The organism is Acinetobacter sp. YH16056_T (assembly GCF_024605895.1).
Lineage (GTDB): Bacteria > Pseudomonadota > Gammaproteobacteria > Pseudomonadales > Moraxellaceae > Acinetobacter > Acinetobacter amyesii.
Genome location: NZ_CP094545.1, coordinates 781,098 through 803,988, shown reverse-complemented (window position 1 = coordinate 803,988; position 22,891 = coordinate 781,098). Strand labels below are relative to the sequence as shown.

General features: G+C 40.1%; 23 protein-coding genes. 11 read left to right on the top strand and 12 right to left on the bottom strand.

Features of this window, described 5'->3' with window-relative positions; translation table 11 throughout:
* Positions 1-142: 142 nt before the first annotated feature.
* Together dcd and MST17_RS03925 are read right to left on the bottom strand one after the other, a co-directional pair.
* Entirely contained in the window at positions 143-712 is a 570-nt protein-coding gene (dcd, locus tag MST17_RS03930; protein ID WP_005008040.1) for a dCTP deaminase, read from the bottom strand.
* 112 nt (positions 713-824) lie between these two features.
* A complete protein-coding gene (locus MST17_RS03925) occupies positions 825-1,418 on the bottom strand; it encodes a LysE family translocator (protein WP_078192265.1) in 594 nt (197 codons plus the stop codon).
* A 435-nt stretch (positions 1,419-1,853) separates the two neighbouring features.
* On the opposite strand from MST17_RS03925, the gene MST17_RS03920 reads away from it, so the two are divergent.
* Genes MST17_RS03920 through MST17_RS03910 form a run of 3 tightly spaced genes read left to right on the top strand, consistent with a single transcriptional unit; the run spans position 1,854 to position 5,342 of the window.
* Positions 1,854-2,861, top strand: coding sequence for a TAXI family TRAP transporter solute-binding subunit (locus MST17_RS03920; protein WP_168379308.1), 1,008 nt, complete (start codon positions 1,854-1,856; stop codon positions 2,859-2,861).
* Positions 2,839-3,333, top strand: coding sequence for a DUF1850 domain-containing protein (locus MST17_RS03915; protein ID WP_227591861.1), 495 nt, complete (start codon positions 2,839-2,841; stop codon positions 3,331-3,333). The genes MST17_RS03920 and MST17_RS03915 overlap by 23 nt, the downstream gene beginning before the upstream one ends.
* Complete coding sequence (locus MST17_RS03910; protein ID WP_180025842.1) at positions 3,330-5,342, top strand: TRAP transporter permease; 2,013 nt, start codon at positions 3,330-3,332, stop codon at positions 5,340-5,342. Before MST17_RS03915 ends, MST17_RS03910 begins: the two co-directional genes overlap by 4 nt.
* A gap of 501 nt (positions 5,343-5,843) precedes the next feature.
* Here the strand turns inward: MST17_RS03910 and apbC are convergent.
* Complete coding sequence (apbC, locus tag MST17_RS03905; RefSeq protein WP_180025843.1) at positions 5,844-7,115, bottom strand: iron-sulfur cluster carrier protein ApbC; 1,272 nt, start codon at positions 7,113-7,115, stop codon at positions 5,844-5,846.
* A gap of 346 nt (positions 7,116-7,461) precedes the next feature.
* On the opposite strand from apbC, the gene MST17_RS03900 reads away from it, so the two are divergent.
* Entirely contained in the window at positions 7,462-7,800 is a 339-nt protein-coding gene (locus MST17_RS03900) for a hypothetical protein (RefSeq protein WP_180025844.1), read from the top strand.
* Positions 7,801-7,849: 49 nt separating this feature from the next.
* On the opposite strand, the gene MST17_RS03895 is transcribed toward MST17_RS03900, so the two are convergent.
* Positions 7,850-8,248 carry a hypothetical protein gene (locus MST17_RS03895; protein ID WP_180025845.1) on the bottom strand — a complete coding sequence of 133 codons (399 nt, stop codon included), beginning with the start codon at positions 8,246-8,248 and terminating at the stop codon, positions 7,850-7,852.
* A 242-nt stretch (positions 8,249-8,490) separates the two neighbouring features.
* A complete protein-coding gene (locus MST17_RS03890) occupies positions 8,491-9,285 on the bottom strand; it encodes a hypothetical protein (protein WP_180007599.1) in 795 nt (264 codons plus the stop codon).
* Positions 9,286-9,456: 171 nt separating this feature from the next.
* Between MST17_RS03890 and metG the strand changes: the two genes are divergently transcribed.
* Positions 9,457-11,514, top strand: a complete 2,058-nt coding sequence (metG, locus tag MST17_RS03885; RefSeq protein ID WP_180007517.1) for a methionine--tRNA ligase — start codon at positions 9,457-9,459, stop codon at positions 11,512-11,514.
* A gap of 290 nt (positions 11,515-11,804) precedes the next feature.
* Here metG and MST17_RS03880 read toward each other — a convergent pair whose 3' ends face one another.
* The 5 genes from MST17_RS03880 to MST17_RS03860 form a co-directional block, all read right to left on the bottom strand.
* On the bottom strand, positions 11,805-12,392 hold the full coding sequence (locus tag MST17_RS03880) for a DUF4375 domain-containing protein (RefSeq protein WP_180007516.1): 588 nt from the start codon (positions 12,390-12,392) through the stop codon (positions 11,805-11,807).
* A gap of 294 nt (positions 12,393-12,686) precedes the next feature.
* On the bottom strand, positions 12,687-13,367 hold the full coding sequence (locus tag MST17_RS03875; protein WP_180007515.1) for a GNA1162 family protein: 681 nt from the start codon (positions 13,365-13,367) through the stop codon (positions 12,687-12,689).
* Positions 13,364-13,720: a DUF4810 domain-containing protein gene (locus MST17_RS03870; RefSeq protein ID WP_180007598.1), complete on the bottom strand. Its 357-nt coding sequence runs from the start codon at positions 13,718-13,720 to the stop codon at positions 13,364-13,366. The genes MST17_RS03875 and MST17_RS03870 overlap by 4 nt, the downstream gene beginning before the upstream one ends.
* Before the next feature lie 33 nt (positions 13,721-13,753).
* Positions 13,754-14,428, bottom strand: a complete 675-nt coding sequence (locus MST17_RS03865; protein ID WP_180007514.1) for a CsgG/HfaB family protein — start codon at positions 14,426-14,428, stop codon at positions 13,754-13,756.
* A 243-nt stretch (positions 14,429-14,671) separates the two neighbouring features.
* Positions 14,672-15,295 (bottom strand): LysE family translocator, encoded by a 624-nt coding sequence (locus tag MST17_RS03860; RefSeq protein ID WP_180007513.1) that lies wholly within the window; start codon positions 15,293-15,295, stop codon positions 14,672-14,674.
* A gap of 171 nt (positions 15,296-15,466) precedes the next feature.
* On the opposite strand from MST17_RS03860, the gene MST17_RS03855 reads away from it, so the two are divergent.
* Positions 15,467-15,925, top strand: a complete 459-nt coding sequence (locus MST17_RS03855) for a DIP1984 family protein (RefSeq protein ID WP_168378581.1) — start codon at positions 15,467-15,469, stop codon at positions 15,923-15,925.
* A 236-nt stretch (positions 15,926-16,161) separates the two neighbouring features.
* Here MST17_RS03855 and MST17_RS03850 read toward each other — a convergent pair whose 3' ends face one another.
* Positions 16,162-16,365 (bottom strand): NF038215 family lipoprotein, encoded by a 204-nt coding sequence (locus tag MST17_RS03850; RefSeq protein WP_078191077.1) that lies wholly within the window; start codon positions 16,363-16,365, stop codon positions 16,162-16,164.
* Positions 16,366-16,672: 307 nt separating this feature from the next.
* Between MST17_RS03850 and MST17_RS03845 the strand changes: the two genes are divergently transcribed.
* The 5 genes from MST17_RS03845 to MST17_RS03825 all read left to right on the top strand — a co-directional run bounded on the left by MST17_RS03845 (position 16,673) and on the right by MST17_RS03825 (position 22,329).
* Positions 16,673-17,221: a TetR/AcrR family transcriptional regulator gene (locus tag MST17_RS03845; protein ID WP_180007512.1), complete on the top strand. Its 549-nt coding sequence runs from the start codon at positions 16,673-16,675 to the stop codon at positions 17,219-17,221.
* Positions 17,222-17,227: 6 nt separating this feature from the next.
* Positions 17,228-18,877, top strand: coding sequence for an MFS transporter (locus MST17_RS03840; protein ID WP_078192276.1), 1,650 nt, complete (start codon positions 17,228-17,230; stop codon positions 18,875-18,877).
* A 62-nt stretch (positions 18,878-18,939) separates the two neighbouring features.
* Positions 18,940-20,058, top strand: a complete 1,119-nt coding sequence (locus tag MST17_RS03835) for an HlyD family secretion protein (RefSeq protein ID WP_180025846.1) — start codon at positions 18,940-18,942, stop codon at positions 20,056-20,058.
* Positions 20,059-20,205: 147 nt separating this feature from the next.
* A complete protein-coding gene (locus MST17_RS03830; RefSeq protein ID WP_180025847.1) occupies positions 20,206-21,096 on the top strand; it encodes a 1-aminocyclopropane-1-carboxylate deaminase/D-cysteine desulfhydrase in 891 nt (296 codons plus the stop codon).
* Between the two features lie 33 nt (positions 21,097-21,129).
* On the top strand, positions 21,130-22,329 hold the full coding sequence (locus MST17_RS03825; RefSeq protein WP_180025848.1) for an NAD(P)/FAD-dependent oxidoreductase: 1,200 nt from the start codon (positions 21,130-21,132) through the stop codon (positions 22,327-22,329).
* 378 nt (positions 22,330-22,707) lie between these two features.
* Here the strand turns inward: MST17_RS03825 and MST17_RS03820 are convergent, their stop codons facing one another.
* Positions 22,708-22,890, bottom strand: a complete 183-nt coding sequence (locus tag MST17_RS03820) for a hypothetical protein (protein ID WP_180025849.1) — start codon at positions 22,888-22,890, stop codon at positions 22,708-22,710.
* Between the last annotated feature and the right edge of the window lies 1 nt (position 22,891).

The window sequence follows — 22,891 nt, the reverse complement described above, 5'->3', positions numbered from 1 at the left end:
TAGACCAGTCACTTAACTTTTTATTATGCTGAATAATTACTCAATTGCAAAAACTTCCCCACCGAATGGTCTATTTTCCGATGAATGACCCAACAAAAAAGCGGGCTAATTCGCCCGCTTTTTTTAAACTAAATCCGAAGGATTAAGCTTTCGGTAAAGTCACACCGGTTTGACCTTGGTATTTACCACCACGGTCTTTATAAGAGGTTTCACACACTTCGTCTGATTCAAAGAACAACATTTGTGCGACACCTTCACCCGCGTAAATACGTGCAGGCAAGTTGGTTGTATTCGAAAATTCTAAAGTCACGTGACCTTCCCACTCTGGTTCAAGAGGCGTCACATTGACAATAATACCGCAGCGAGCATAGGTTGATTTACCCAAACAAACGGTTAACACATTACGTGGAATACGGAAATATTCGACTGTACGTGCTAGTGCAAACGAGTTTGGCGGAATGATACAAACGTCTGATTCGATATCAATAAAGCTTTTATCGTCAAAGTTTTTAGGGTCAACAATTGCTGAATGAACATTGGTAAAGACTTTAAATTCACGAGCACAGCGCACGTCATAACCATAGCTCGACACGCCATACGAAATAAGCTTTTCGCCATTTTCATCATAACGGACTTGGTTTTCTGCATACGGTTCAATCATGCCGTGTTTTTCGCTCATTTCGCGAATCCAACGATCAGACTTAATAGCCATTTATCTCTATCCAAAAACTTAAATCAATTATTGCGTGGTACTTTAACTGAAATCCAACTTAATGAAAATAAGCTTTGCCGAACTAAGCGGATTTAGTCATTTTCAAATCAATTTAAAGTTTTAAAATCGCAGAATAACTCAGTGGTATCGAAAAACTAACCAAGACTAGCGATGCTGTTCGTTGTAAATTGGCTTGATTGAGCCAACTAATTTTATTCGATGCCAAAACTGAACCAAGGAAGGTCCAAAAAAATGCAATAGGAACGATCAACAACAAAAAGATCAGCATGTGAGCTACATAATACTGCGCATTTTGCCAAGCCAATGCAGGAAAAATCGCAGATGCGAATAATAATGCTTTGGGGTTTAATAACGTCGCAACAAAGAGTTCGCGTGCACGAATGCCCTTTTGATTAAAATTTTCAGCAACAGTTGCTGTACGCCATAATCGCATAGCCAAAAATAGAATATAGCCAGCACTAAACAGTTTTAAAATGGTCGGCAGTAAAGGCAGATGTACGGAAATTTTACCAATGAGAAAACCCCATAGGCTAATCGAAATAAGATAACCAAAGGCTTCCGCTGGAATGAGTCGGAATGATTTACGTAGCCCAACTTGAATACCCGAAGATGCGAGTAGCGTATTGGTTGGTCCCGGCGTTAACAAAATACTGATAACTAGACCAATAAAAAACCATGAAATCATACTTTGACCTCAAACTTAATCCGCGAAGATTAATTCAGTTGTTTCGTATTAGCAAAATAAAAAATAGAAATGCTTATAAAAAACTCCTTATTTAATTATAAATTCAGTAACTTAAATAGAAAAACAAAACCTTAGCTGAACAGTCATTTAGAGCACCTTACAATTCAAAGAAATATCTTGAACTTATATTTATAAAAGAAATTTCACATGATTCCATGTATACCCTACAGTTTTTACACGTAACAAAATATTATTAAAATAAACGATATAGCTCCATGCCATTCTTACGCATAACCATTATTTATTGGAGACTAAAAAATAAAAAAAAATACTTTTCAAAAATAATTGATTAAGTTATGTTCAATTGAGTAGTGGAAATTAAAATTAAAACTCATCAAATCAATATTCAAAATTTATGTGTAAAAGGACGTTTCTATGAACCAATGGACAAAACTCACGTTACTCTCGGTTACTTTGGCGTGTATTACTGCTTGCTCAAATGATCAATCTACTTCAAAAAATACCACGGAAGGAAAAAGCGCAGAAACTGCTACATCTGACAAACTTCAAACCAAGTTCGTAACCATTGCAACTGGCGGAGCATCAGGACCTTACAATGTGATTGGGACGAGTCTTGCAGAAATTTATAACAAAACTTTTGGTGTAAATTCTAAGACTCAGACTACAGGTGCATCAGTCGAAAACTTAAACCTTCTGAAACAGAATAAAGTTGAAATGGCATTTGTTATGAGTGACAGCTTAACAGAAGCACTGAACGGAACAGGAAGTTTCGCAAATGGTAAAGTTGAGAATGTCAGCCAAGTCGCAGCGCTTTATCCCAACTACGTACAAATCGTAACCTCTAAAAAATCAGGGATCAAAAATATCGAAGATTTGAAAGGTAAACGTATCGCTGTAGGTGCACAAAATTCAGGTGTAGAAGTAAATGCACGTACACTGTTGAATGGTTTTGGAATCACCTATAAAGATATTAAAGTTGATTATTTGGGCTATGCTGAAGCCGCTGATGCTTTAAAAGGTGGCAAGCTTGATGCAGCATTCCTGACCAGTGGCATTCCAAACTCATCACTCATGGAACTTCAACAAAGCTTTGATCTACAGTTAGTTTCAATCAATGCAGATAAAGTCAAAGAAATAGCTAAAGATCAAAGTTATTTCTTACCGATGATTATTCCAAAAGGCACATATGGCAATACTGCGGACATTCAAACTGCCGCAATTAAAAATGCATTAGTTGTTCGCACTGATATATCGGATGATGATGTCTACAAACTAACAAAAACTTTCTTTGACAGTTTGCCTCAATTGGCAACTTCACACCAAGCAGCAACAGAAATCACGCTTGAAGGTGCTCAACAAGGCCTTGTAGCGCCTCTACATCCAGGCGCGAAACGCTACTATGATGAAGTGGCTAAAAAATAATAAGCTTCAAAAAAATGCAGTTTATACTGCATTTTTTATATTGTTCTTCTTAATCTATGCTAGCTATCCAACACTGTATACGCAGGTTAGAGTTGAAACTGATATATGCAAAATTTCAACTGATCAATTTGATTTACAGTGGAAGCATTCAGTAGAAAAGACGGCTTGGTCTGAACAATATCAGCGTCAAAAGAATAAGTTTTTACTGCGCCACACCGATTTGATTTCATTTGGTGCAGGTACACCCTCAAATTATCCCATTGAGTTTCAAAAAAATGGTGTGATTAGAATGCGGGTCAATCAAAATATAGATGAAATCAACTGGGTGATTTCTAGAAATATGCAAGGCACGATCCTCGCTGACCAAAAAATTTGGTCTATTTTTCAAAGTTACCCAGACTATAGTTTGGTCAACATCTCGGTTCAATATCAACCCAAATGGAAGTCTTGGTGGATTGGAGAATGCCTATGAATTCCAAAGAAGATAAAGTTGTATTAGAACAACTCGATGAGAAACAACAACAAGCCATATTAGAAAAATTTGATCGGGAATCTGTTACTCGAATCAATATGAGCAAATCTGTTACCTACTTTGTTGCATTTGTAGCGATCTTTTATTCATTATTTCATTTATTTATTACGTTTAATCCTTTACCTGAGTTAATACAGCGTGCAGCCCATGTCGCTATTGGCCTAGCACTCATTTTCTTACTCTATCCAGCTCGTCAAGCAAGCTCCCGGCAGCATATTTCACTTCTCGATTGGTTCTTGGCTTTGCTTTCCATCTTCAGTTTTTTATATTTATGGAAAGAATATCAATCTATTATGACCACTCGAGGTGGTATTCCAAATACCTTAGATATCGCGTTTGCAATTATGAGTGTGGTATTAGTCATAGAAGCAACTCGCCGGGTCATGGGGTGGATGCTGCCCATTTTAAGTTTAATTTTCCTGACCTATACATTTATCAGTCACTTTGATTGGTTGCCAGATCGATTAATTACTCGCCCTTATACCATCAGCGACATTTTCGGACATATGTATTTAAAAACCGAAGGCTTATATTCTTCGGCAATTGGTGCATCCGTCACTTTTATTTTCTTATTTATCCTTTTTGGTGCTTTTCTTGCAAAATCAGGTATGGGGAAATTGTTCAATGATCTTGCCATGGCATTGGCGGGTCATAAACAAGGTGGTCCTGCCAAAGTTGCTGTAATTTCAAGTGGATTTATGGGCAGTATTAATGGAACTGCTGTTGCCAATGTTGTTGGCACAGGCTCATTTACCATTCCATTGATGAAAAAAATTGGTTATCACAAGAATTTTGCTGGTGCCGTTGAAGCCAGTGCATCCGTCGGTGGACAAATTTTGCCGCCAGTCATGGGTGCGAGTGCCTTCATTATGGCCGAAACAACTGGCGTGAGTTATGGCACGATTGCACTAGCCGCATTATTACCTGCTTTATTGTATTACCTTGGCGTCATGGCTCAAGTTCATTTCCGTGCGGGTAAAGATGATCTGAAAGGCGTACCTAAAGCTGATTTACCTAAAGTAAAAGAAGTTCTAAAAGAGCGTGGACATTTACTTATTCCAATTTTGGCACTGGTCTTTTTCTTATTTCAAAATATTCCTGTGAGCTATGCTGCTGTCTACACCATCGTCCTGAGCATCTTTGTAGCAGCTTTAAGAAAATCAACACGAATGGGTGTAAAAGATATTTTAGATGCGCTCGTTGATGGAGCCAAACAATCATTATCTGTGATGGCTGCTTGTGCTGTCGTTGGTATTATTATCGGCGTAGTAAGTCTGACAAGTTTTGGTTCAGTAATGACTTCTTCAATTATGAGTTTAGGTGCAGGTAGTCTCTTTCTCACTTTATTTTTAACCATGATTGCATCGATGATTTTAGGCATGGGGCTTCCATCTATTCCGGCCTATATCATTACTGCCACCATGGCAGCACCAGCACTCGCAAACTTTGATATCCCTGTATTAGTCGCGCATATGTTTGTGTTCTATTTTGGTTTATTTGCAAACATCACCCCACCAGTTGCCCTTGCCGCCTTTGCGGGCGCAGGAATTGCAGGCGGTGATCCAATGCGCACTGGGTTTCAGGCCTTAAAACTCTCTCTTGCTGGTTTTATTGTCCCATTTTTATTCGTTTATAACCCTGCCATGCTGATGATTGATACCACCAATGTTGCAGTCAATGCTCGAGAATTTGCCTTTCCTGCATGGACAACTATAGCGAGTATTACTGTCACTTCAGTGATAGGAATTCTCGCTTTAGGCTCCGCAGTTGAAGGTTATTTCAAGACTTATCTCAACTGGTTCTGGCGTATTTTTTTAGGTGTGGGTGCGCTGTGTATGATTATTCCAGAAACCATTACAGATATTGTAGGCATTATCATGGTCATCATCGCAATTACGGTGAATATTATCACTGCTAAACGTAAAGCAAACCCGTCTCTTTCCTCCTAAAAAACCAATTAAAAAGCCCGGTAATTACCGGGCTTTTTAATTTCTTAGACTAAGGCGTACCCTCATTTGATGGGTGGGTTTTAATGACTTCAAATAATATTTAAAATTATTTGTTCCTCTATATTTTTTCAATGCTAAGCCCCTTGTAACAGAGGACATTTGGCAAAAAATCTAAGACACAATGCGTTTGTACAGTTACTGCCGTTCAAAGAATTGATCCTAGCCAAAATAATAGAAATATCGTGAAAGCTATTTTGTAAAAACTAAGTACAAACGCGACATCCTTTGATATGCCTCAAGAATTTTATCCTTGGCAGACGGCTTATAATCGCAGGAAAAATAAGAAATTGTGCAAATCGTTTTTTAGATGTGTAATTCATAGACATCGTTGAATGTCTAAAGTTCAGTACTCATAATTTTCAAACACTCCCAATACCACGTTATAAAAAATCTGGCACGAGGCCAGATTTTAATACGATCAACTTAAATTTCAGTTCACCCTTAGAAAATACGGTTTTTATCTTTTTCAGCCTGAGGTAACGCATCTGCAACTTTTTGTGCAATCGCCATGTAGCTTTCAGCAGCATCATCACCTGCTATCACAGATGGTTTCCCTGCATCGGCATTTTCACGAATTTGTACATTCAGCGGTAAACGACCTAAGAGCGGAATGTCGTATTGGGCTGAAAGTTGGTCGCCACCACCTGTACCAAAGATTTGCTCTTCATGCCCACAGTTCGAACAGATGTGAGTCGACATATTTTCAACCACGCCCATCACGGGAATATGTACACGATTAAACAACTCAATGCCTTTGGTCGCATCCATTAATGCAACATTTTGTGGTGTCGTCACAATCACAGCACCTGTCACCGGTATACGCTGTGCAAGCGTCAACTGGATATCACCTGTGCCTGGTGGCATATCAATGACCAATACATCCAGATCAGGCCATAAAGTTTGGTTAAAGAGCTGCATTAACGCCCCCGTCGCTTTCGGCCCACGCCAAGCCACAGGGGTATTGTTATCACCTGTTAAATGGCCAATCGATAAGACTGCCAAACCATAAGCTTCAATTGGTACAAATTGTTCAGCTTCAATCATAGGCGTACGGCCTGCATTGCCGAGCATCGTTGGAATACTTGGACCATAGATGTCTGCATCTAATACCCCAACCTTTAAACCCAGCTGTTGTAATGCGAGCGCCAAGTTCACAGTGGTGGTCGATTTACCCACACCGCCTTTACCAGATGACACCAAAATGACATTTTTAATGCGTTGATGTTTCGGTACATCACGCTGTTGTGGAGCCGCTTTTTGAATCGGCGGATTATTCGGATCAACTTCAGCAGGTGCTTCAGGTGTTTTCGCAGACGCATCCACAACTGGAGGTAACTGACTTTTTGCTGCTGAACTTTCAGCTTTTTCATGGCTAGAACAGCTTTCGCCTTCTGCATGATGGTGACCACAACCACCTTCAGATTTATGCCCTGTTTTTTGTTGAATCACATGCATATTCAGCTCATTAATACCGCATTTTTCCAACGCATCAGCCAAATCATCATGAATTTTTTGTAAGTCATTAGCTTCTGAAGGAAAGGTGTTAATCGTAATCTGTAAGATCTGACCTTGCACATTGACCTGTGAAATACGGTCTTTTAAGGCATTATTTGAATTGGGAAGTACATAGTTTTGTAAAACCTGTTGGATTTCCTCTTCTTTCACCTCTTGGGAGGGTGAAAACACAGATTTTAGAGAAGAAAGCCACGACATTATGTTGTCTCCAAACAGGAAAATCAAAAGATAATAGCGATAGTTTACCTGTTCATTTGCCACAGAGTAAGAGGGAGATGAATGACTTATCCCTATAAGCTTATAAAGTTGAGTAATTTAGTCAGCTTTCAAACAATTTTTCTAGCGTGCGCCACTTAAAATGCCCGTGTAGTTGATCTATGCGGCTAAACCAAAGCCATTAAATTTGAATTGATTACATATCAACCATACTTTTACAGCGTAATTTCAGTTTATATTTCAGTCGTTTCAACAGAATAATCATAGCGATGGATGTGCAATCTAAAGGCACATTTTGTGCTTTTTAGTTTTTAAAATGGGGATGACGATGTATCCGAAGACTATCTATAAGAAGAATATTTATAAAACGACTTTATGTGCCTTGATGCTCCTGACTTCAGCAGCCTATGCAGAAATTGCGACTGAAGCCATTCAAACACCTGACCGACAAACTGTAGCGATTGGTGATAGCATCGATCTCATGCGCTCGCGTATGCAAGCTTCTCCGATGAAAATGGTGTCTTATCCGCTGCAAGAGAAAAATCTGCCTGCGAAACTAGCGGTAGATTACACCTATGAAATTGCCAATATGCGCTATGTGATTACCATAGTCGATGATCAAGTCAAAAATATTAAGACTGAAAATTTAGATGGATTAAAACAATGAATCCTAAAAAAGCCGCTCTTTATAGAACGGCTTTTTTCATCAAACCTAATTAAGCTTGGTCATCTTTTTTAAACTTATGCAGTGTGTCAGTGGCTTTCTTTTTTAACTCGTCAAATTTCTCTGTCGCCTGCACTTTTAGTTCATCAAATTTTTCGACAGCCTCATGTTTAAGTTCGGCTGCTTTGACTTTGGCTTCATCAAATTTATGACTCGCTTCTGCTTTTAACTGCTCTAGACGGTCTTTGGTTTCTGCATGCTGTTCTGCATGTTCATGTTTGGCCTCATTTAAGGCTTTTTCACCCTCAAGCTTGAGCTCTTCAACTTTATGCTTTGCACCATCGAGTGCTTTTTCGCCTTCTAGTTGCGCCTCTTTGGCCTTGAGTTGTATGTCATCACCGAGTTCTGATGCTTTATTTTTTAAATCATTTAATGTGCTTTCTGTTGTCATCTCGCTCACCCTATTCTCAGTTATTGTCTAACAATAGTTATAACGCGATTTGAAGCAGATACCTGAAATAGACGCATTTAGAAACAAATCAACCACAGGAAAACGCCATGTGATTGCCTATTTTCACAATGGCTTGATACAAATATGTATGGTCGATTTTACTCTATGCTTTTAATTTTAAAGGATGATGTAATGCAAAGAGATCAATGCCACTCCTATGCATTGATCTCTTGAAATTAAACTTATTTGCTGACCGTACTCATAAAGCTCACTGCGGAAAACAGCCAAATAAACAGGATGAAACTCCGTCCCTGATTAAAATGCGCGACATCGGTACCATGCAAAATATTATGACGGGTCATCGCTACGGTAGAGCTGTTATCCATTTGATAGGCCGCCAATTCGGCAAAATACGGATTTAACTCATTGGCAATTTTAGATTTGTGCCAAAGGCTTTTAATTTCACTGCCTTTAAGCCCCGGTACAATTTTATAGACATCGACAAATTTAGTGCCATTTTGACTTAAGAAACCCGTTTGAATCAGCACGTCTGTCAAGATGCCTTCAAGCTGTGCATATAACACTGGGATACAGCCTGCATGAATGTCTAATTTATACAGTTTAAACGCATCTAAAAGTACCTGACGGCGCGCTGCTTTATGTTCACCAATATTCAAAGCATCAAAGGCTTTCAACATTTCAGTTTGGAAAAACTCGCTATTGATGACATTCAGAAAATCAAAGTCTGCATCATTTTCATGTTGATGAAGCAGTTGCCAAAAATACAATAAATTTAAAGCATCATTCGCTACTTTCATTTCTACCGGCTGATCTAATTCATCGGCCAAAATATCGAAATAAGGCTCATCTTGTGCCAAATGACGCAGAGTTTGAATCAGTAAGGCATGTTCATCTGCTGAAATCTGTTCTAAATATTGCTGCGCATCTTTAATAATGTGATGCCCCAATTTATGACGCTGTTCATTTTGAGGAATACGAGTGATTGGCTGATCGTCTTCATAGTCATCTTCATACATGGGCTTGTTACTCTTAGGCATCACAGTTATGCCCTATTATCACTGTAATTGTGTCAGCAATATAGAATTTTTTACTTTTGCAAAGATTTCACCTATTCCCTTGTGCAAGTACTGGCTATCTCATGTAAAATTACAGCCCATTGCATAAATACGAATGAGAGAGTCATATCCGTGCGTAATATTTTAGTTACTAACGCCCTTCCATACGCGAATGGCCCAATTCATATGGGTCATTTACTCGGTTATATCCAAGCAGATATTTGGGTACGTGCGATGCGTGCAATGGGTCATAACGTGACTTATGTATGTGCGGACGATGCTCACGGCACAGCGATCATGCTCCGTGCGGAAGCAAACGGTATTACACCTGAACAGCAAATTGCCAATGTTCAAAAAGAACATGAGCGTGACTTTGCTGGCTTTAAAGTTGACTTTGACCATTACGACTCAACCAACAGCCCTGAAAACCAAGCACGCGCTTCTGAGATTTATATTAAGAACCGTGAAGCAGGCAACATTGCTGTACGCCCTGTTACGCAATTGTTTGACCCTGAAAAAGCGATGTTCTTGTCTGACCGTTTCATTAAAGGCACATGCCCAAAATGTAAAGCAGAAGACCAATACGGCGACTCTTGTGAAGTGTGCGGTACAACCTATAACGCAACTGAATTGTTGAATCCGAAATCGACTTTAAGTGGTGCGACTCCTGTAGAGAAATCTTCAGATCACTACTTTTTTAAACTGCCGAACTTTGGTGAATACCTACAAAAATGGACACGTGATGAAGGTCGTCTACCTGTGTCGATTGCCAACAAATTGGATGAATGGTTTGAAGCAGGTTTATCTGACTGGGACATCTCACGTGATGCACCTTACTTCGGTTTTGAAATTCCAGATGCGCCAAACAAATACTTCTACGTTTGGGTAGATGCACCGATCGGCTATATGTCGAGCTTTGAAAACTACATCAAGACCAAACGTCCTGACCTAAGCTTTGACGATTACTGGAAAAAGGATTCTCAAAATGAAGTCTATCACTTCATTGGTAAAGACATCGTTTACTTCCACGCGTTGTTCTGGCCTGCAATGCTTGAAGGTGCAAACTACCGTACCCCAACAAGCTTATTCGTTAATGGTTTCTTGACTGTAAACGGTCAGAAGATGTCTAAATCTCGTGGTACATTCATTAAAGCAGAAACGTATCTTGAGCATTTGAACCCTGAATACTTACGTTACTACTTCGCGTCTAAACTTTCTGACAAAGTTGAAGATTCTGACTTGAACCTTGATGATTTCGTTCAAAAAGTGAATTCAGACCTTGTTGGTAAAGTGGTAAACATCGCTAGCCGTTGTGCGAAATTCATCAACACCAAGTTTGATAACAAACTTTCTGCAACGTGTGCAGAGCCTGAATTGGTACAAAGCTTTATTGATGCAGGTGCATCAATCGCTGCTCAATATGAAGCACGTGAATTCTCTGCGGCAATCCGTGAAATCATGGCGCTTGCTGACAAAGCCAACCAATATATCGACGAGAAAAAGCCTTGGGCTTTAGCGAAAATTGAAGGCGAAGAACAACAAGTACATGACGTGTGTTCAGTAGGTATTAACCTATTCCGTCAATTGGCTGTTTACCTTGCACCAGTACTTCCTACCTTGGCAGCAGAAGTTCAAAGCTTCTTAAAATTAGAATCTTTCGACTTTGCGTCTGGTAAAACGATTTTGGTGGATCATGAAATTGCTCAATTCCAACCATTAATGCAGCGTGTAGATCCAAAAGCTGTTGCTGCTATGGTTGATGCGTCTAAAGACTCTTTAGCTGCACCTGCGGAAGCACCAAAAGCTGAGAAGAAAAAAGAGAAGAAAGCTGAAAAGAAACCTGAGCTTAAAGTTGGCGAAGCTGAAATTATCGGTATCGAAGACTTTATGAAAGTTGACTTACGTGTAGCGGAAGTTTTAGAAGCTGCTCACGTTGAAGGTTCAGACAAACTGCTTCAATTGACCTTAAATGTCGGCGAAGCTGAGCCACGTAACGTGTTTAGCGGTATTCGTGAGTTCTACCAACCTGAAGACTTAAAAGGCAAATTAGTGGTGATGGTGGCTAACCTTGCACCACGTAAGATGCGTTTTGGTATTTCTAACGGTATGGTTTTAGCTGCGGGTAATGGCGAAGGTGTTTGGGTAATTTCACCTGAATCTGGTGCTAAAGCTGGTGATAAAGTGTCTTAACTTTTAAGATTAAGATTGGAAAAAGCCTCTACGTTGTAGGGGCTTTTTTTATGCCTAAAAGTTCCCTCTCCTTTTAGGAGATGAGAAGCACTGCTTCGCAAGGTAACAAAAAATCTTTTGTTTACTTGATGGTGCGTCCATGTATCACAAGTGAACGGCGACATCCATGTCGCCTACCATCTAAAACAATGCTCTGTGACTAGTTCTGTTTTTTATGAAATCGAGCAAATCAGCTGTAAATTTTAGAACTTCAGCATTTGCCTTGTCGTATTGCAAAGAATCACTTTTAGCTACTCATATACTTTAAATAAATGATTCATTTCGACAAATTGACGTAGCTTTTGATCAAGTTGATCTGGAAACTCCCCAAAAAATTTATCCAACTGATCCAATTGAATACTTTCAGCTTCGGTGCTGTTTTTTAAAATATTAAATCTTAATCCTTGCTCAACTGGAACCTCTAAAGCACCAAATAATAGTATTTTCGCACTTTCTAATAATTCTAAACTTTCAAAAGCCTGTAACGCTTTTAGAGCTTGTATCGTTTCAGCATAATAATCGCCTGAGCTATTATGAAAATATTGATCAAATCCACCATTAAAAACTTCTGCAATTAATATTTTCACAACAAAATAGACTTGATTCTCAAAACTTAGTTTTTTCAAATCCGCTAAATCAGATACCTGCTGTGATAAATTCAACCAATATACATATTCTTCAGATGCTCTATATTTTTTCTCCTCATCGTAGTATTTCTTAGCTGCTTCTATTTGGTTTCTATAGCCTTTAGCACAAGGAACACATAAACCCTGATTCTTTATTGCCGTATCAGATAAAATAAGTGCTTTACAAGTCAAACAAGCAATTCTTGTTTCCATTTACACCTCCATATATTTTATGCTTGCAGATACACATTACCCTAAGCAACTTCCAATAATAAGATTATTCCTACTTAAAAAATAAAAATTTAACCAAAAATAATCACATTTATATTCGAGAAACGATCAATTTTTTTATTAAAAGGAAAAACAACCTAATGTATGCTAAAAACATCCACTATCTTACAAGCTATAAGAATTCCATGAAAAATATAAAACCCCTATTCTTTGCACGTATTCTCATCAACACATAAACATAACAACTAAAAAGCCCCTAACTAGAGGGGCTTTTTATTATTTCTGCGGACTTAATCCATTCTGCGCAAAGTTTGGCGAACGAGGCCCATACAACAAGCCCTTCTGCTCACTTAAACGAGGTGAATAAAGTAAATGACTAACTGTCCCAGACAACACATAAGCTTTATCGCTTAAATGATTCGAGATTTGGTCAACTAAAGCACCCACTAGCATACCGACTAAACCAGCATTATTGTTGCTGTTAGACAGCACTTGCTTTTCAGTTCCTTCCCAAAGTAACTCACCTGTTTTTAGATCAACTAACTTCGCTTCAACAGCAACCGTTGCAACAGTTTGAATAACTTGATACTTAGAACCGTATTCCTTCACTTTGACATAAAGCGCAGCATCAGCACCAAAGATTTCTTGAAGCTTTTTAGGGCTAATCGTTTGTGCATCTGCGCCGTTATAAACACCATTTTCTTTAAACATGGTGTCAACAACACTGATTGGAAAAACGTAATAGCCAGCTTCAGCTACTGGCACCGTCACAGTCGACCAGTAACTATTGGTTGCACGAGTATCAGGTGATTCATTCACAGGTGGCATCACCAAAATAGATTTTGGCATATTTGCAGTATAGGTACTTAAATCACGTGTATTTTTAGGTGCAGTTGCACAACCCGTTAATAAGCCAACAACGGCAGTAACTGTAAATAAAGTTTTTAAATGCTTCATTTTTTTGCTCCTGCTGAAGTTTGACCCGTCATTTTTTTCAATAAACGATCCATTAATACAGTCGACTCAGGATAGACCTGACGCTCAAGCTCAAAATATTGAATCGCACGCGGTGCATCATTCATATTTAGGTATTGCAGTCCCAAATGTGCATACAGTCCAGGCGGAACAGCTAAGTTTTTCGCCTTAGCTTTTTCAACGTCTTTTTCAAGTTTTAATACTTGATCTTGTGGCATCGCTTTCTCAGGCAAACTTAAAGATAAATAAGTTTGCTGTGGAAATTCACCCCAGCTGTACAATGACTTTGGCGCAGTTGCGCACCCAACCAAACTTAGCGAAATAAGACCGCTCATCAATAAAAAAATATGTCTCACAGCAACATCCTATTACTTGTTAGACCACTTGCCAGTCTGTAAATCAAGCACAAGATTATTCACTGCTTCACGTACAGCTAAATCTAAAACTTTACCATTTAATGTTGAATCGTAAGATGCAGTAGAGCCAAAGCCAAGTACTTCTCGTTCGCTGAGTGCGTACTCACCAGCACCTTGTACAGAGTGTACAATCTCAGCCGTTTTTACATCTACAATGTTTAGATTAACTTTTGCATAAGCAATTTGAGTTTTACCACGACCTAGTACACCAAAAAGCTGGTGATCACCCACTTCTTTACGACCAAACTCAGACACATCACCAGTTAATACAAAACGCGCACCTTTAATCGACTGCGCAGATTTACTGAATCCAGATTCCTGCTGTAATTCAGATAAATTATCGCGGTTAAGTACAGAGAAATATCCAGACTGCTGAAGATGCGTTTCTAAAATTGTTTTTGCTTGACCACCTAAACGATCAACATTATCCGAAAAAATACCACGCATATAGCTTGAGCGATTGTCAAATTTACCAATCGAAACAGGTGTTTTTACACCAGTATATTGAACCGCTGCGGTTGCTGCTGTGACTTGCGGCGCTTGTATAGTTCTAGAAGTCTCTGTTGTTGAACAAGCTGTTAAAGACATACACCCCAATGCAGCTATTAATAAAATTTTATTAGACATATCATCCCTCTGATATTTATATAAAAAGCATACAAATAATAACAGTAAATAACATGATAAATGAAGAAATTTACCCGTTTAATAGCAACAATATCGATCTAATTAACTTGTTTTTAACTCAGCTCTACCAACACATATAGCAGAATTAATACGCGACAGCCTGCAAAGATACATTTGACCTCAAAAATTTCAGCATAAAAAAGCCTCTATTCGTAGAGGCTTTTTTTGGGGAGCTAAGTTCAATCACTTCATCCCAAAAATCAGCTTTAACCCAAGCACTGTCATCACTGCCCCTGCTGCCCGATCAAAACCCGCTTTAAACTTCAAATAGACTTTACGTGGTTTTTCTGCTGACAAAGCCACAGCGACCAATGAGCACCACCCTGCATCGATAAAGAAACACAAAACTGGCAGTACAAAGTAAAAATACGTTGGAATCTCTTTCGGTAAAAGTGCCGTAAAAATACTGGCTAACACAATTGCAATTTTCGGATTCGACAACTGGGTAATTAAACCAGTGGTAAATGCACGACGGAGTGACATTTCCGAACTGCTCGCATCGCCTGCTTCGATGGGTTCTTTGGCATGTTTTATAATTTTAAATGCCATCCAAAGCAGATATAAACCACCACAAATTTTTAAAGCCAAATAAGCAGAAGGTACAGCCAATAAAAATGCCTGCAAACCCAATACCGCTAATAGCCCAAATATTGCAGCGCCTAAACCTGTACCAAGCGCGGTAAATAAACCGTGTTTACGTGAAATCGCAATGGAATTCTTCGCCACATAAATTGACGTTGGCCCCGGGCTCATTGCACCAAGTAATAGTGCTGCCGCAATCGAGCCTAATATCCAAAATGATTCCACTGTCACACCGTTTTCACTTAAATTCGTGGCAATTTTACAGATAGAATCTCTGAATTTCTCCCTATAATTTGCAGTGTTTATTTTAATTGACCAAATTTTTCACTATAAATAACTTGAATACCGCATTAATCCATCGCATGATCGCTAAAAGTACAAATTAATATCAAGACAATGAAATTAGCCGAAGCCCTACTTTTACGCAGTGACTTACAAACTAAATTGGCCTCGCTGCAACAACGAATCAATAACAACGTGCTCATTCAAGAAGGTGATGCACCCAGCGAAGAACCAAATGCTTTAATTCAAGAAGCATTTGCTGTAAATACAGAACTTTATGGCTTAATTGAAAAGATTCACGCCACCAACGCACAGGCTAAAACCAGTTCAGGACGCTGCATGCTTTCGGTCCTCAATGAACGTGATTTATTGACCCAACAGCATCGTATCTTGCAACAAGCGATTGACAGCTCACGCCGTGAAAATGGTCGTTATAGCTCAAGTGAAATCCGTTGGATTAAAACCATTGCAGTGGCAGATTTACAGAAACAAGCCGATAGCATTAGTCAGCAACTTAGACAAAATAACTTAGAAATTCAGGCATCCAATTGGCAAATAGACCTAATAGATTGACCTGATTTAATCAATTGAACCGCGGTTCATTCCAATTCGGGCATACTGGGCGAGTACAGAGCCTTTTTAAATGTTTGTAAGGCTTTAATCCAACAAACTAAACTGCAGAAGTAAGACGTCTACTTCAAAATGTTCACACATGTGACGTAGCACACTGCATCTGTGACTCTTTACATGTCACGTCTCACTACCGTGTACTGACAGTATGTCCACCCTATTTTTGACGGATCTATCTGCTAGTCGTCATCCGCAGCGGCTTCATTGAGTGCAACATCCTCACGGGGTAATTTATAGTCATGGTCATTTACAGGGACACCACCAATGATCATGGTGCGATGTTCGTTTTGAGGACGATGCAATTCGTCAGTCGTATCACAACCCACCATCCAAAAACTGCACAGGCACAGCATAGGCAGCACAGCCCGACTTAATTTGCTCATTGGATGCCCTCCATTTTTATAATTATCTTGCTTATAAATTCAGCATAGCATTTTTGTGCAGATATTCACCTTATTTATCTGCCGATTTAGGGTCAATTGTCAGGAATTATGTCTCGGCGGTCTTTCCAATGCGGATGCAGATTGATGCCGATAGAAAAATATTTTCTTTTTAAAATAAATAATTTATTCATTTTCTTATAACCACATAGAAGACAAGTTACAAAACTGCTATCGAATACGATTTTACTTCGGACACTTTTGTCCGTTTAATAGCTAGATAAATTTAGAATGATGATGTCAAAGAATAATGTCCACACGTCAACAACTCGCTGCGCAAAACCGAGAAGTGCTTTTAGAAGCTGCAATTGAGGTATTCCGTATTCACGGGATCAATGCGCCTTTACAACTCATCATCAATCAGGCTCAAGTTGGACGTGCGACGTTTTATCGTAATTTTAATGACCGTCGTGAGTTGGTACTCGCCTTAATGCAAGCTGCCTTGAACCGACTTGAACAGCGTGCGCTTAATTATGCACAGTTCGATGATGGATTTATTCGCCTCATTCAAGACCATATTTATAATATTCCCTATCTCACGGCTTTAATGGAATATTGGCGTGTGATCGATCGGGATGATCCTGCCATGGTTGAAATATACCAACGACGTGATGCCATTTTGCAACCGATGATTGATCAGGCCATTCAAAATGGTCGCTGCCGAGCAGACTTTAAACCGGCAGACTATGCCATGGTCACCTCCATTTTACGTGCAGCTTTGCAAGGCCATACCGAGGCAGATCAGGAAAAACTCGCCAAACGTGCCGTGGAATTTTTACTACATGGTATTTGCGGGTAACACGTCATGTCCAAATCACCGCGTTTATTGGAACCTGCTCCGGATTGGACACCCGAAGAAAAACCGACTTTGCCCGGCTCTCCGGCTGCCATTGCACATCCCACCTATAAGCGTTTTTTATACTTCTTTATCGGTTTATTTGTTGCGATCTCGGGGAGTTTAAGTAATGGATTTATCACGGCAAATTTACCCCTTCTACAAGGTGAATATGGATTAACGCCTTCAGAAGCGGCATGGATCCCTGCGGCATTTGTTATGGCCAATGTCAGCTCTAACCTGATCTTATTTAAAGCCCGCCAACAATATGGACTTAGGCTATTTTCAGAAATTGGCTTGGTATTATTTATCGCGGTGATGGTGCTGCATTTATTTGTCCATACCTATGAAATGGCAATTTTTGCACGGGTGATCAGTGGCTTACTTGCAGCTCCACTCAGTTCGCTTGGGATGTATTACATCATGCAAGCCTTTAAACGTGCTCATTTTGGTCGTGGGCTTTATCTGGCTTTGGGCTTTCAGCAGTTGGGTATACCGCTGGCATGGATCATGTCGCCCTATCTGGTCGATGTAAATGATTGGTCTATTTTCTATACCTTTGAATTAGGTTTAGCCTTATGTTGTTTGGCGATGGTGGTCTCTCTAAAACTGCCACGCAGTCTACGTATCGAAGTGTTTGAAAAGCAAGATTTATTCACCTTTGCATTATTGGCACCCGGCTTTGCGTTGCTATGTATCGTGTTGACTCAAGGCCCGATTCTTTGGTGGTTTGAAGCTGAATGGTTGGCCTATTTACTCATCGCCGCTTTGATTCTTTTAGTTGTTGGTCTGACCTATGAACATTTTCGGGTCAACCCCCTTATTGTCACACGCTGGCTCGGAACATCGTCTACCGTGAGTTTTATTATTGGTGCCTTTGCCATTCGCTTTCTCATGTCTGAACAAAGCTATGCGGCAGTGAATTTTTTGAAAACCATGGGCATGGGACCCGACCAATTCGTTTCTTTTTATACCGTTGTGCTGATCGGAATTGTCTTAGGCACAGTGTTTAGTGCCCTGACCTTTTCCAAAGAAAAAATCGTGCTTCATCTGCTTGGTGCAGCAGGTCTCGTGCTCTTTGCCTGTGCGCTGGATTACCACCTGACCAGTGATGTTCGACCGCATGATTTTTATTGGAGTCAGTTTTTGGTGGGCTTTGCCAGTGGCATGTTTATTGGCCCACTTTTGCTTACAGGCATTGTCAGTGCTTTGCAAAAAGGCCCATCTCACATGGTGACGTTTATCGTGCTGTTTTCTGCAACGCAAACCTTTGGGGGACTGGTCGGATCATCGTTCTTTTCGACCTATCAGCAAATGCGTACTCAAACCTATCAGGCACAGATTTATAATGATTTATCGCAAACCTCCCCTATAGTCGAACAGCGCCTACAACAATTGGCGCAAAGTGCGCATCAATATTCTTTAGACCCCAATTTAGACCAACAACAAGCCATACGTAGCCTTAATCAAACCATCACACGAGAAGCCCAAGTTCGAGCCTATAACGATGTGATTTTTTTAAATGGCATATTCGCCGTTTTATTGTTGCTTTGGGGTTTATTGCTGATGGGCAAAAATAAATATCAATTACGCCAACAGCAACGCACGGATAGTAGCTAAAATTTTCCCGACTTAAACAACATAAGCAACCGCCAAATGACCTAATTGATATTGAGAACACCATGACCGAAGACCATAAACCCACTGAGCAAGCAGCACCGCAGCAACCACAAACAGCAACCGCTATGCCTGCGCCATCGAGCAAGCTTATTTCTACGCCGCAGCGCACCCTGATTTTCATGTTGATTATCCTCTTGTTGGGGATTGCACTGATCTTATGGGCGTGGCGGATTGGTCCATTTCATAACAGTATCGAGTCGACTGAAAATAGCTATGTCAAAGGCAAAACCACGGTGCTTTCATCACAAATTAATGGTTATGTGAAAGATGTTTTGGTGACGGATTTTGATCATGTGAAAAAAGGTCAAGTGCTTATGCATATCGATGCAACGACCTATGATCAAAAAGTCACACAGGCTGAATCTGGGGTGGAACAAGCACAGAACTCTCTTGCCAATCAAAGTCAAGCCATTGAACAACGCAGAGCAGATATTACGGCAGCCGAAGCGAAAGTGGACCAATCACGTGCGGCCTATGAATTAGCTCTTGCACAAATGACGCGCTACCAACAACTCGGCAATACTGGCGCTGCATCGAAATCAGAACAAGATAAAGCGATTGCAGACGCTAAAAATAGTTTGGCCCAACTTCATCAAGCAGAAGCCAATTTACTAGTTGCCAAAGAATCATTCAAAACTGCACAAGTTGCAGCGACAGGGCTTAAAGCGCAAGTGAATAGTGCCAAAGCACAATTTGATCAGGCAGTGACCACTAAAGACTACAGCACGATTGTGGCACCTATGGATGGTCAGCTTGGTGAAGTCAGCCCGCGTATTGGTCAATATGTTGCTGCAGGCTCTCAACTGATGTATTTAATTCCACAGCAGCGCTGGGTGACTGCTAACTTTAAAGAAACGCAAATTGCAGATATGCATATTGGTCAAAAAGCTTGGTTCAGCGTCGATGGTATGAAACATCAAAAATTTTACGGCAAAGTTGAGCAAATCTCCCCTGCGGCTGGTTCTGAATTTAGTGTATTGAAACCTGACAATGCTACAGGAAATTTCACCAAAGTCGTGCAACGCATTGCCGTGAAAATTGCAATTGATCCTAATCAACAAGGTTTGGAAAACTTAAGACCCGGTATGTCTGTCGTCACCTCTGTTGATGTTGCTAGTTAGTTGATGTTGCTAGTTAGCGGATGCTAGTAGTGAAGTGCTTTAAGTAAAGTTGAGCTGAACAAGATGTAAAGGATTTCATCTTCCGCACCTACCGTTTTACAATGCCTACCTATTTGACCTCTAACCACCAAGATAACGATTACCAACATGTTTGAATCTATCGCCCACGCCATTCCTGAGCAGACTATTCAATATCAAGGGGTTGATTTGTGTATTAAGCGTTTGGACTTGGTACACCCACAAATATCAGGCAATAAATTTTATAAACTCAAATATAATTTTATTGAGGCGCAGAAATTAGGGTTTAAACAGGTGCTTAGCTTTGGCGGTGCTTATTCAAATCACATTGCAGCCACAGCATATGCTGCACATTTATTTGGATTCGGTAGTCTAGGCATCATTCGTGGAGAAGAATTACAACATCAAGCCCGAAATCCTACTTTAGCCACCGCCGAACAGTTTGGTATGCAGCTCAGTTTTGTCACACGCCAACAGTATCGAGAACAGAAACAAGCAGACGCTTTAGCGCAATTACGACAGGAATTTCCCGAACATTATGTCATTCCTGAAGGTGGAACCAATGCATTGGCTATCCGTGGCTGTAGAGAAATCTTAAGCCATGAAAATCAAAAAAATTTTGATCTCATCTGCTGTGCAGTCGGTACAGGTGGAACCATAACGGGCTTGATTGAAGCCAGTGCTGAACATCAACATGTTCTTGGCTTTTCAGCGCTCAAAGGCAATTTTCTTTGCGACGATGTTGCTCAGCTGACGCAGAAAACCAATTGGAGCATCAGTGATGAATTTTGCTGTGGTGGCTATGCCAAAACAACGCCGGAACTTTTACAGTTTATGCATGACTTTGAGCAACGCTATGCGATTCCATTAGAACAGGTCTATACGGCTAAAATGCTGCGAGGTATTTTCTGCATGATTGAGCGGGGTCAAATTACAAGCCATCAACGTGTTTTAGTGATTCATACTGGTGGCCTACAAGGTCGCCTGAAAGGTTCAACCGAAGCGCTAAAAAGCGTATAATCCTGCGTCCTTTCTTCCACGCGGAAACTTACCATGTCGCAAAATCAATATGATGTCCTTGTTTTAGGTGCTGGCGCATCAGGCTTAATGACGGCATTTAAAGCGGCGCAGCGTGGACGCAAAGTTTTGGTGGTTGAAAAAGCTAATAAAGTTGGCAAAAAAATCCTAATGTCTGGCGGCGGTAAATGCAATTTCACCAATTTATATGTCGAACCAGAAAATTATATTTCACATAATCCGCACTTTGTTATTTCAGCATTAACTCGCTATACCAACTGGGACTTCATTGGTATGGTCTGCGAATATGGCATTGAGTACGAAGAGCGCAAACATGGGCAGTTATTTACCCAAAATGGTGCAAAAGAAATTCTCGCCATGCTATTGGCAGAATGTGACAAAACAGGCTTGGTGGATATTAAAACCAACTGTGAAGTAAAAGCAGTCAATGCCTTGCCAGAACAAGGCTTTCAAGTGGCAACCAATCTAGGCTATTTTGAAGCAGAATCGGTGGTTATTGCCAGTGGCGGTCTTTCTATTCCTACTTTAGGTGGTTCAGGAATTGGCTATGAGATTGCCAAACAATTTGGTCATTCTGTCTACCCCACTCGCGCTGGCTTAGTACCCTTCACTTTCTCCGATAGTTTTAAAGAAGTCACCACACGCTTGAGCGGCAATGCTGTTGAAGCCACGTTATCGAATGAGTTAAACAGTTTTACTGAGGCTCTACTCTTTACTCACCGTGGTTTAAGTGGCCCAAGCTCATTGCAGCTTTCAAACTACTGGGATGTCGGCCAACGCTTTAATATCAATTTCCTTCCAGCTTTAGATGTTTTAGATTTCCTCAAATCTAAGAAATCTAGTCAACCCAAAGTGTTACTGCGTACACTGTTCAATGAACACTTACCGAAAAGTGTAGTTATAGAATTACAAAATCTGATTTGGCCTGAACAAGCTGAATTAGCCATTGGCAATATTAGTGATGAAAAACTAGAACTTATTGCAAGCCGTTTAGAAAGCTTTGAAGTGAAGCCATCAGGCACTGAAGGTTACCGTACTGCTGAAGTTACACTCGGTGGTGTGGATACCACTGAAGTCTCATCAAAAACCATGGAAAGTAAAAAACAGAAAGGCTTGTACTTTATTGGCGAAGTGCTCGATGTAACGGGTCATTTAGGTGGATACAATTTCCAATGGGCATGGGCTTCTGCACATGCGGCTTCTGAATACGTCTGATCTCGACATAGAATGAATTAATCATAATCTGCAGATGATCTCTGCATAAAAAAGGCTGATTCATTCAGCCCTTTTTTTATGCCCGATCTGACTTATTCAAGATAGTCGGTTTTAAATAATGATACTGACGACGACGAAGTTCGTTGAATTGTCAGATCCATTTTTTCAACGGCAACTGAAATATGTTGTGGTTGCACGCTTGCGGTTTGTTTGAGTGTCGATACTAAAGTATTGAGCATTGAAATTACCCCCATTTTGCCATTCCTTTGCACGGATCATAAGTGTCATTCATGACAGCAATATGAATCCTAAGTTTTTATATTTTAAGTAATATTCCATATATCACTATTACTTAAAATACCAATTTTCGAGTAAATTTCAATCATTATTTTTGGACTGATTGGTATAATTTTTTTCACTGTTTGGCGGTGATTGTTCTGCCTGCTCCAAATTAGTGCGTTTTGATTTTGCAAAAATAAAGCGTCGTGCGCTTGCCAAAAAACCCACCGTGATCCCTGCAATAATCACTGGGGCTAAAAATTTATTCGGTGCTTTTGCCATA

What these genes read in the sequence shown, in the direction of transcription:
- MST17_RS03855 (WP_168378581.1), top strand. Translation starts at nt 15,467, where the DNA reads ATGAAATTAGCCGAAGCCCTACTTTTACGCAGTGACTTACAAACTAAA.
- MST17_RS03895 (WP_180025845.1), bottom strand. Translation starts at nt 8,248, where the DNA reads ATGACAACAGAAAGCACATTAAATGATTTAAAAAATAAAGCATCAGAA.
- MST17_RS03890 (WP_180007599.1), bottom strand. Translation starts at nt 9,285, where the DNA reads ATGTATGAAGATGACTATGAAGACGATCAGCCAATCACTCGTATTCCT.
- dcd (WP_005008040.1), bottom strand. Translation starts at nt 712, where the DNA reads ATGGCTATTAAGTCTGATCGTTGGATTCGCGAAATGAGCGAAAAACAC.
- MST17_RS03850 (WP_078191077.1), bottom strand. Translation starts at nt 16,365, where the DNA reads ATGAGCAAATTAAGTCGGGCTGTGCTGCCTATGCTGTGCCTGTGCAGT.
- MST17_RS03910 (WP_180025842.1), top strand. Translation starts at nt 3,330, where the DNA reads ATGAATTCCAAAGAAGATAAAGTTGTATTAGAACAACTCGATGAGAAA.
- MST17_RS03925 (WP_078192265.1), bottom strand. Translation starts at nt 1,418, where the DNA reads ATGATTTCATGGTTTTTTATTGGTCTAGTTATCAGTATTTTGTTAACG.
- MST17_RS03865 (WP_180007514.1), bottom strand. Translation starts at nt 14,428, where the DNA reads ATGTCTAATAAAATTTTATTAATAGCTGCATTGGGGTGTATGTCTTTA.
- apbC (WP_180025843.1), bottom strand. Translation starts at nt 7,115, where the DNA reads ATGTCGTGGCTTTCTTCTCTAAAATCTGTGTTTTCACCCTCCCAAGAG.
- MST17_RS03900 (WP_180025844.1), top strand. Translation starts at nt 7,462, where the DNA reads ATGTATCCGAAGACTATCTATAAGAAGAATATTTATAAAACGACTTTA.
- MST17_RS03840 (WP_078192276.1), top strand. Translation starts at nt 17,228, where the DNA reads ATGTCCAAATCACCGCGTTTATTGGAACCTGCTCCGGATTGGACACCC.
- MST17_RS03870 (WP_180007598.1), bottom strand. Translation starts at nt 13,720, where the DNA reads ATGAGCGGTCTTATTTCGCTAAGTTTGGTTGGGTGCGCAACTGCGCCA.
- MST17_RS03825 (WP_180025848.1), top strand. Translation starts at nt 21,130, where the DNA reads ATGTCGCAAAATCAATATGATGTCCTTGTTTTAGGTGCTGGCGCATCA.
- MST17_RS03920 (WP_168379308.1), top strand. Translation starts at nt 1,854, where the DNA reads ATGAACCAATGGACAAAACTCACGTTACTCTCGGTTACTTTGGCGTGT.
- MST17_RS03875 (WP_180007515.1), bottom strand. Translation starts at nt 13,367, where the DNA reads ATGAAGCATTTAAAAACTTTATTTACAGTTACTGCCGTTGTTGGCTTA.
- MST17_RS03845 (WP_180007512.1), top strand. Translation starts at nt 16,673, where the DNA reads ATGTCCACACGTCAACAACTCGCTGCGCAAAACCGAGAAGTGCTTTTA.
- MST17_RS03830 (WP_180025847.1), top strand. Translation starts at nt 20,206, where the DNA reads ATGTTTGAATCTATCGCCCACGCCATTCCTGAGCAGACTATTCAATAT.
- MST17_RS03915 (WP_227591861.1), top strand. Translation starts at nt 2,839, where the DNA reads ATGATGAAGTGGCTAAAAAATAATAAGCTTCAAAAAAATGCAGTTTAT.
- MST17_RS03880 (WP_180007516.1), bottom strand. Translation starts at nt 12,392, where the DNA reads ATGGAAACAAGAATTGCTTGTTTGACTTGTAAAGCACTTATTTTATCT.
- MST17_RS03820 (WP_180025849.1), bottom strand. Translation starts at nt 22,890, where the DNA reads ATGGCAAAAGCACCGAATAAATTTTTAGCCCCAGTGATTATTGCAGGG.
- MST17_RS03835 (WP_180025846.1), top strand. Translation starts at nt 18,940, where the DNA reads ATGACCGAAGACCATAAACCCACTGAGCAAGCAGCACCGCAGCAACCA.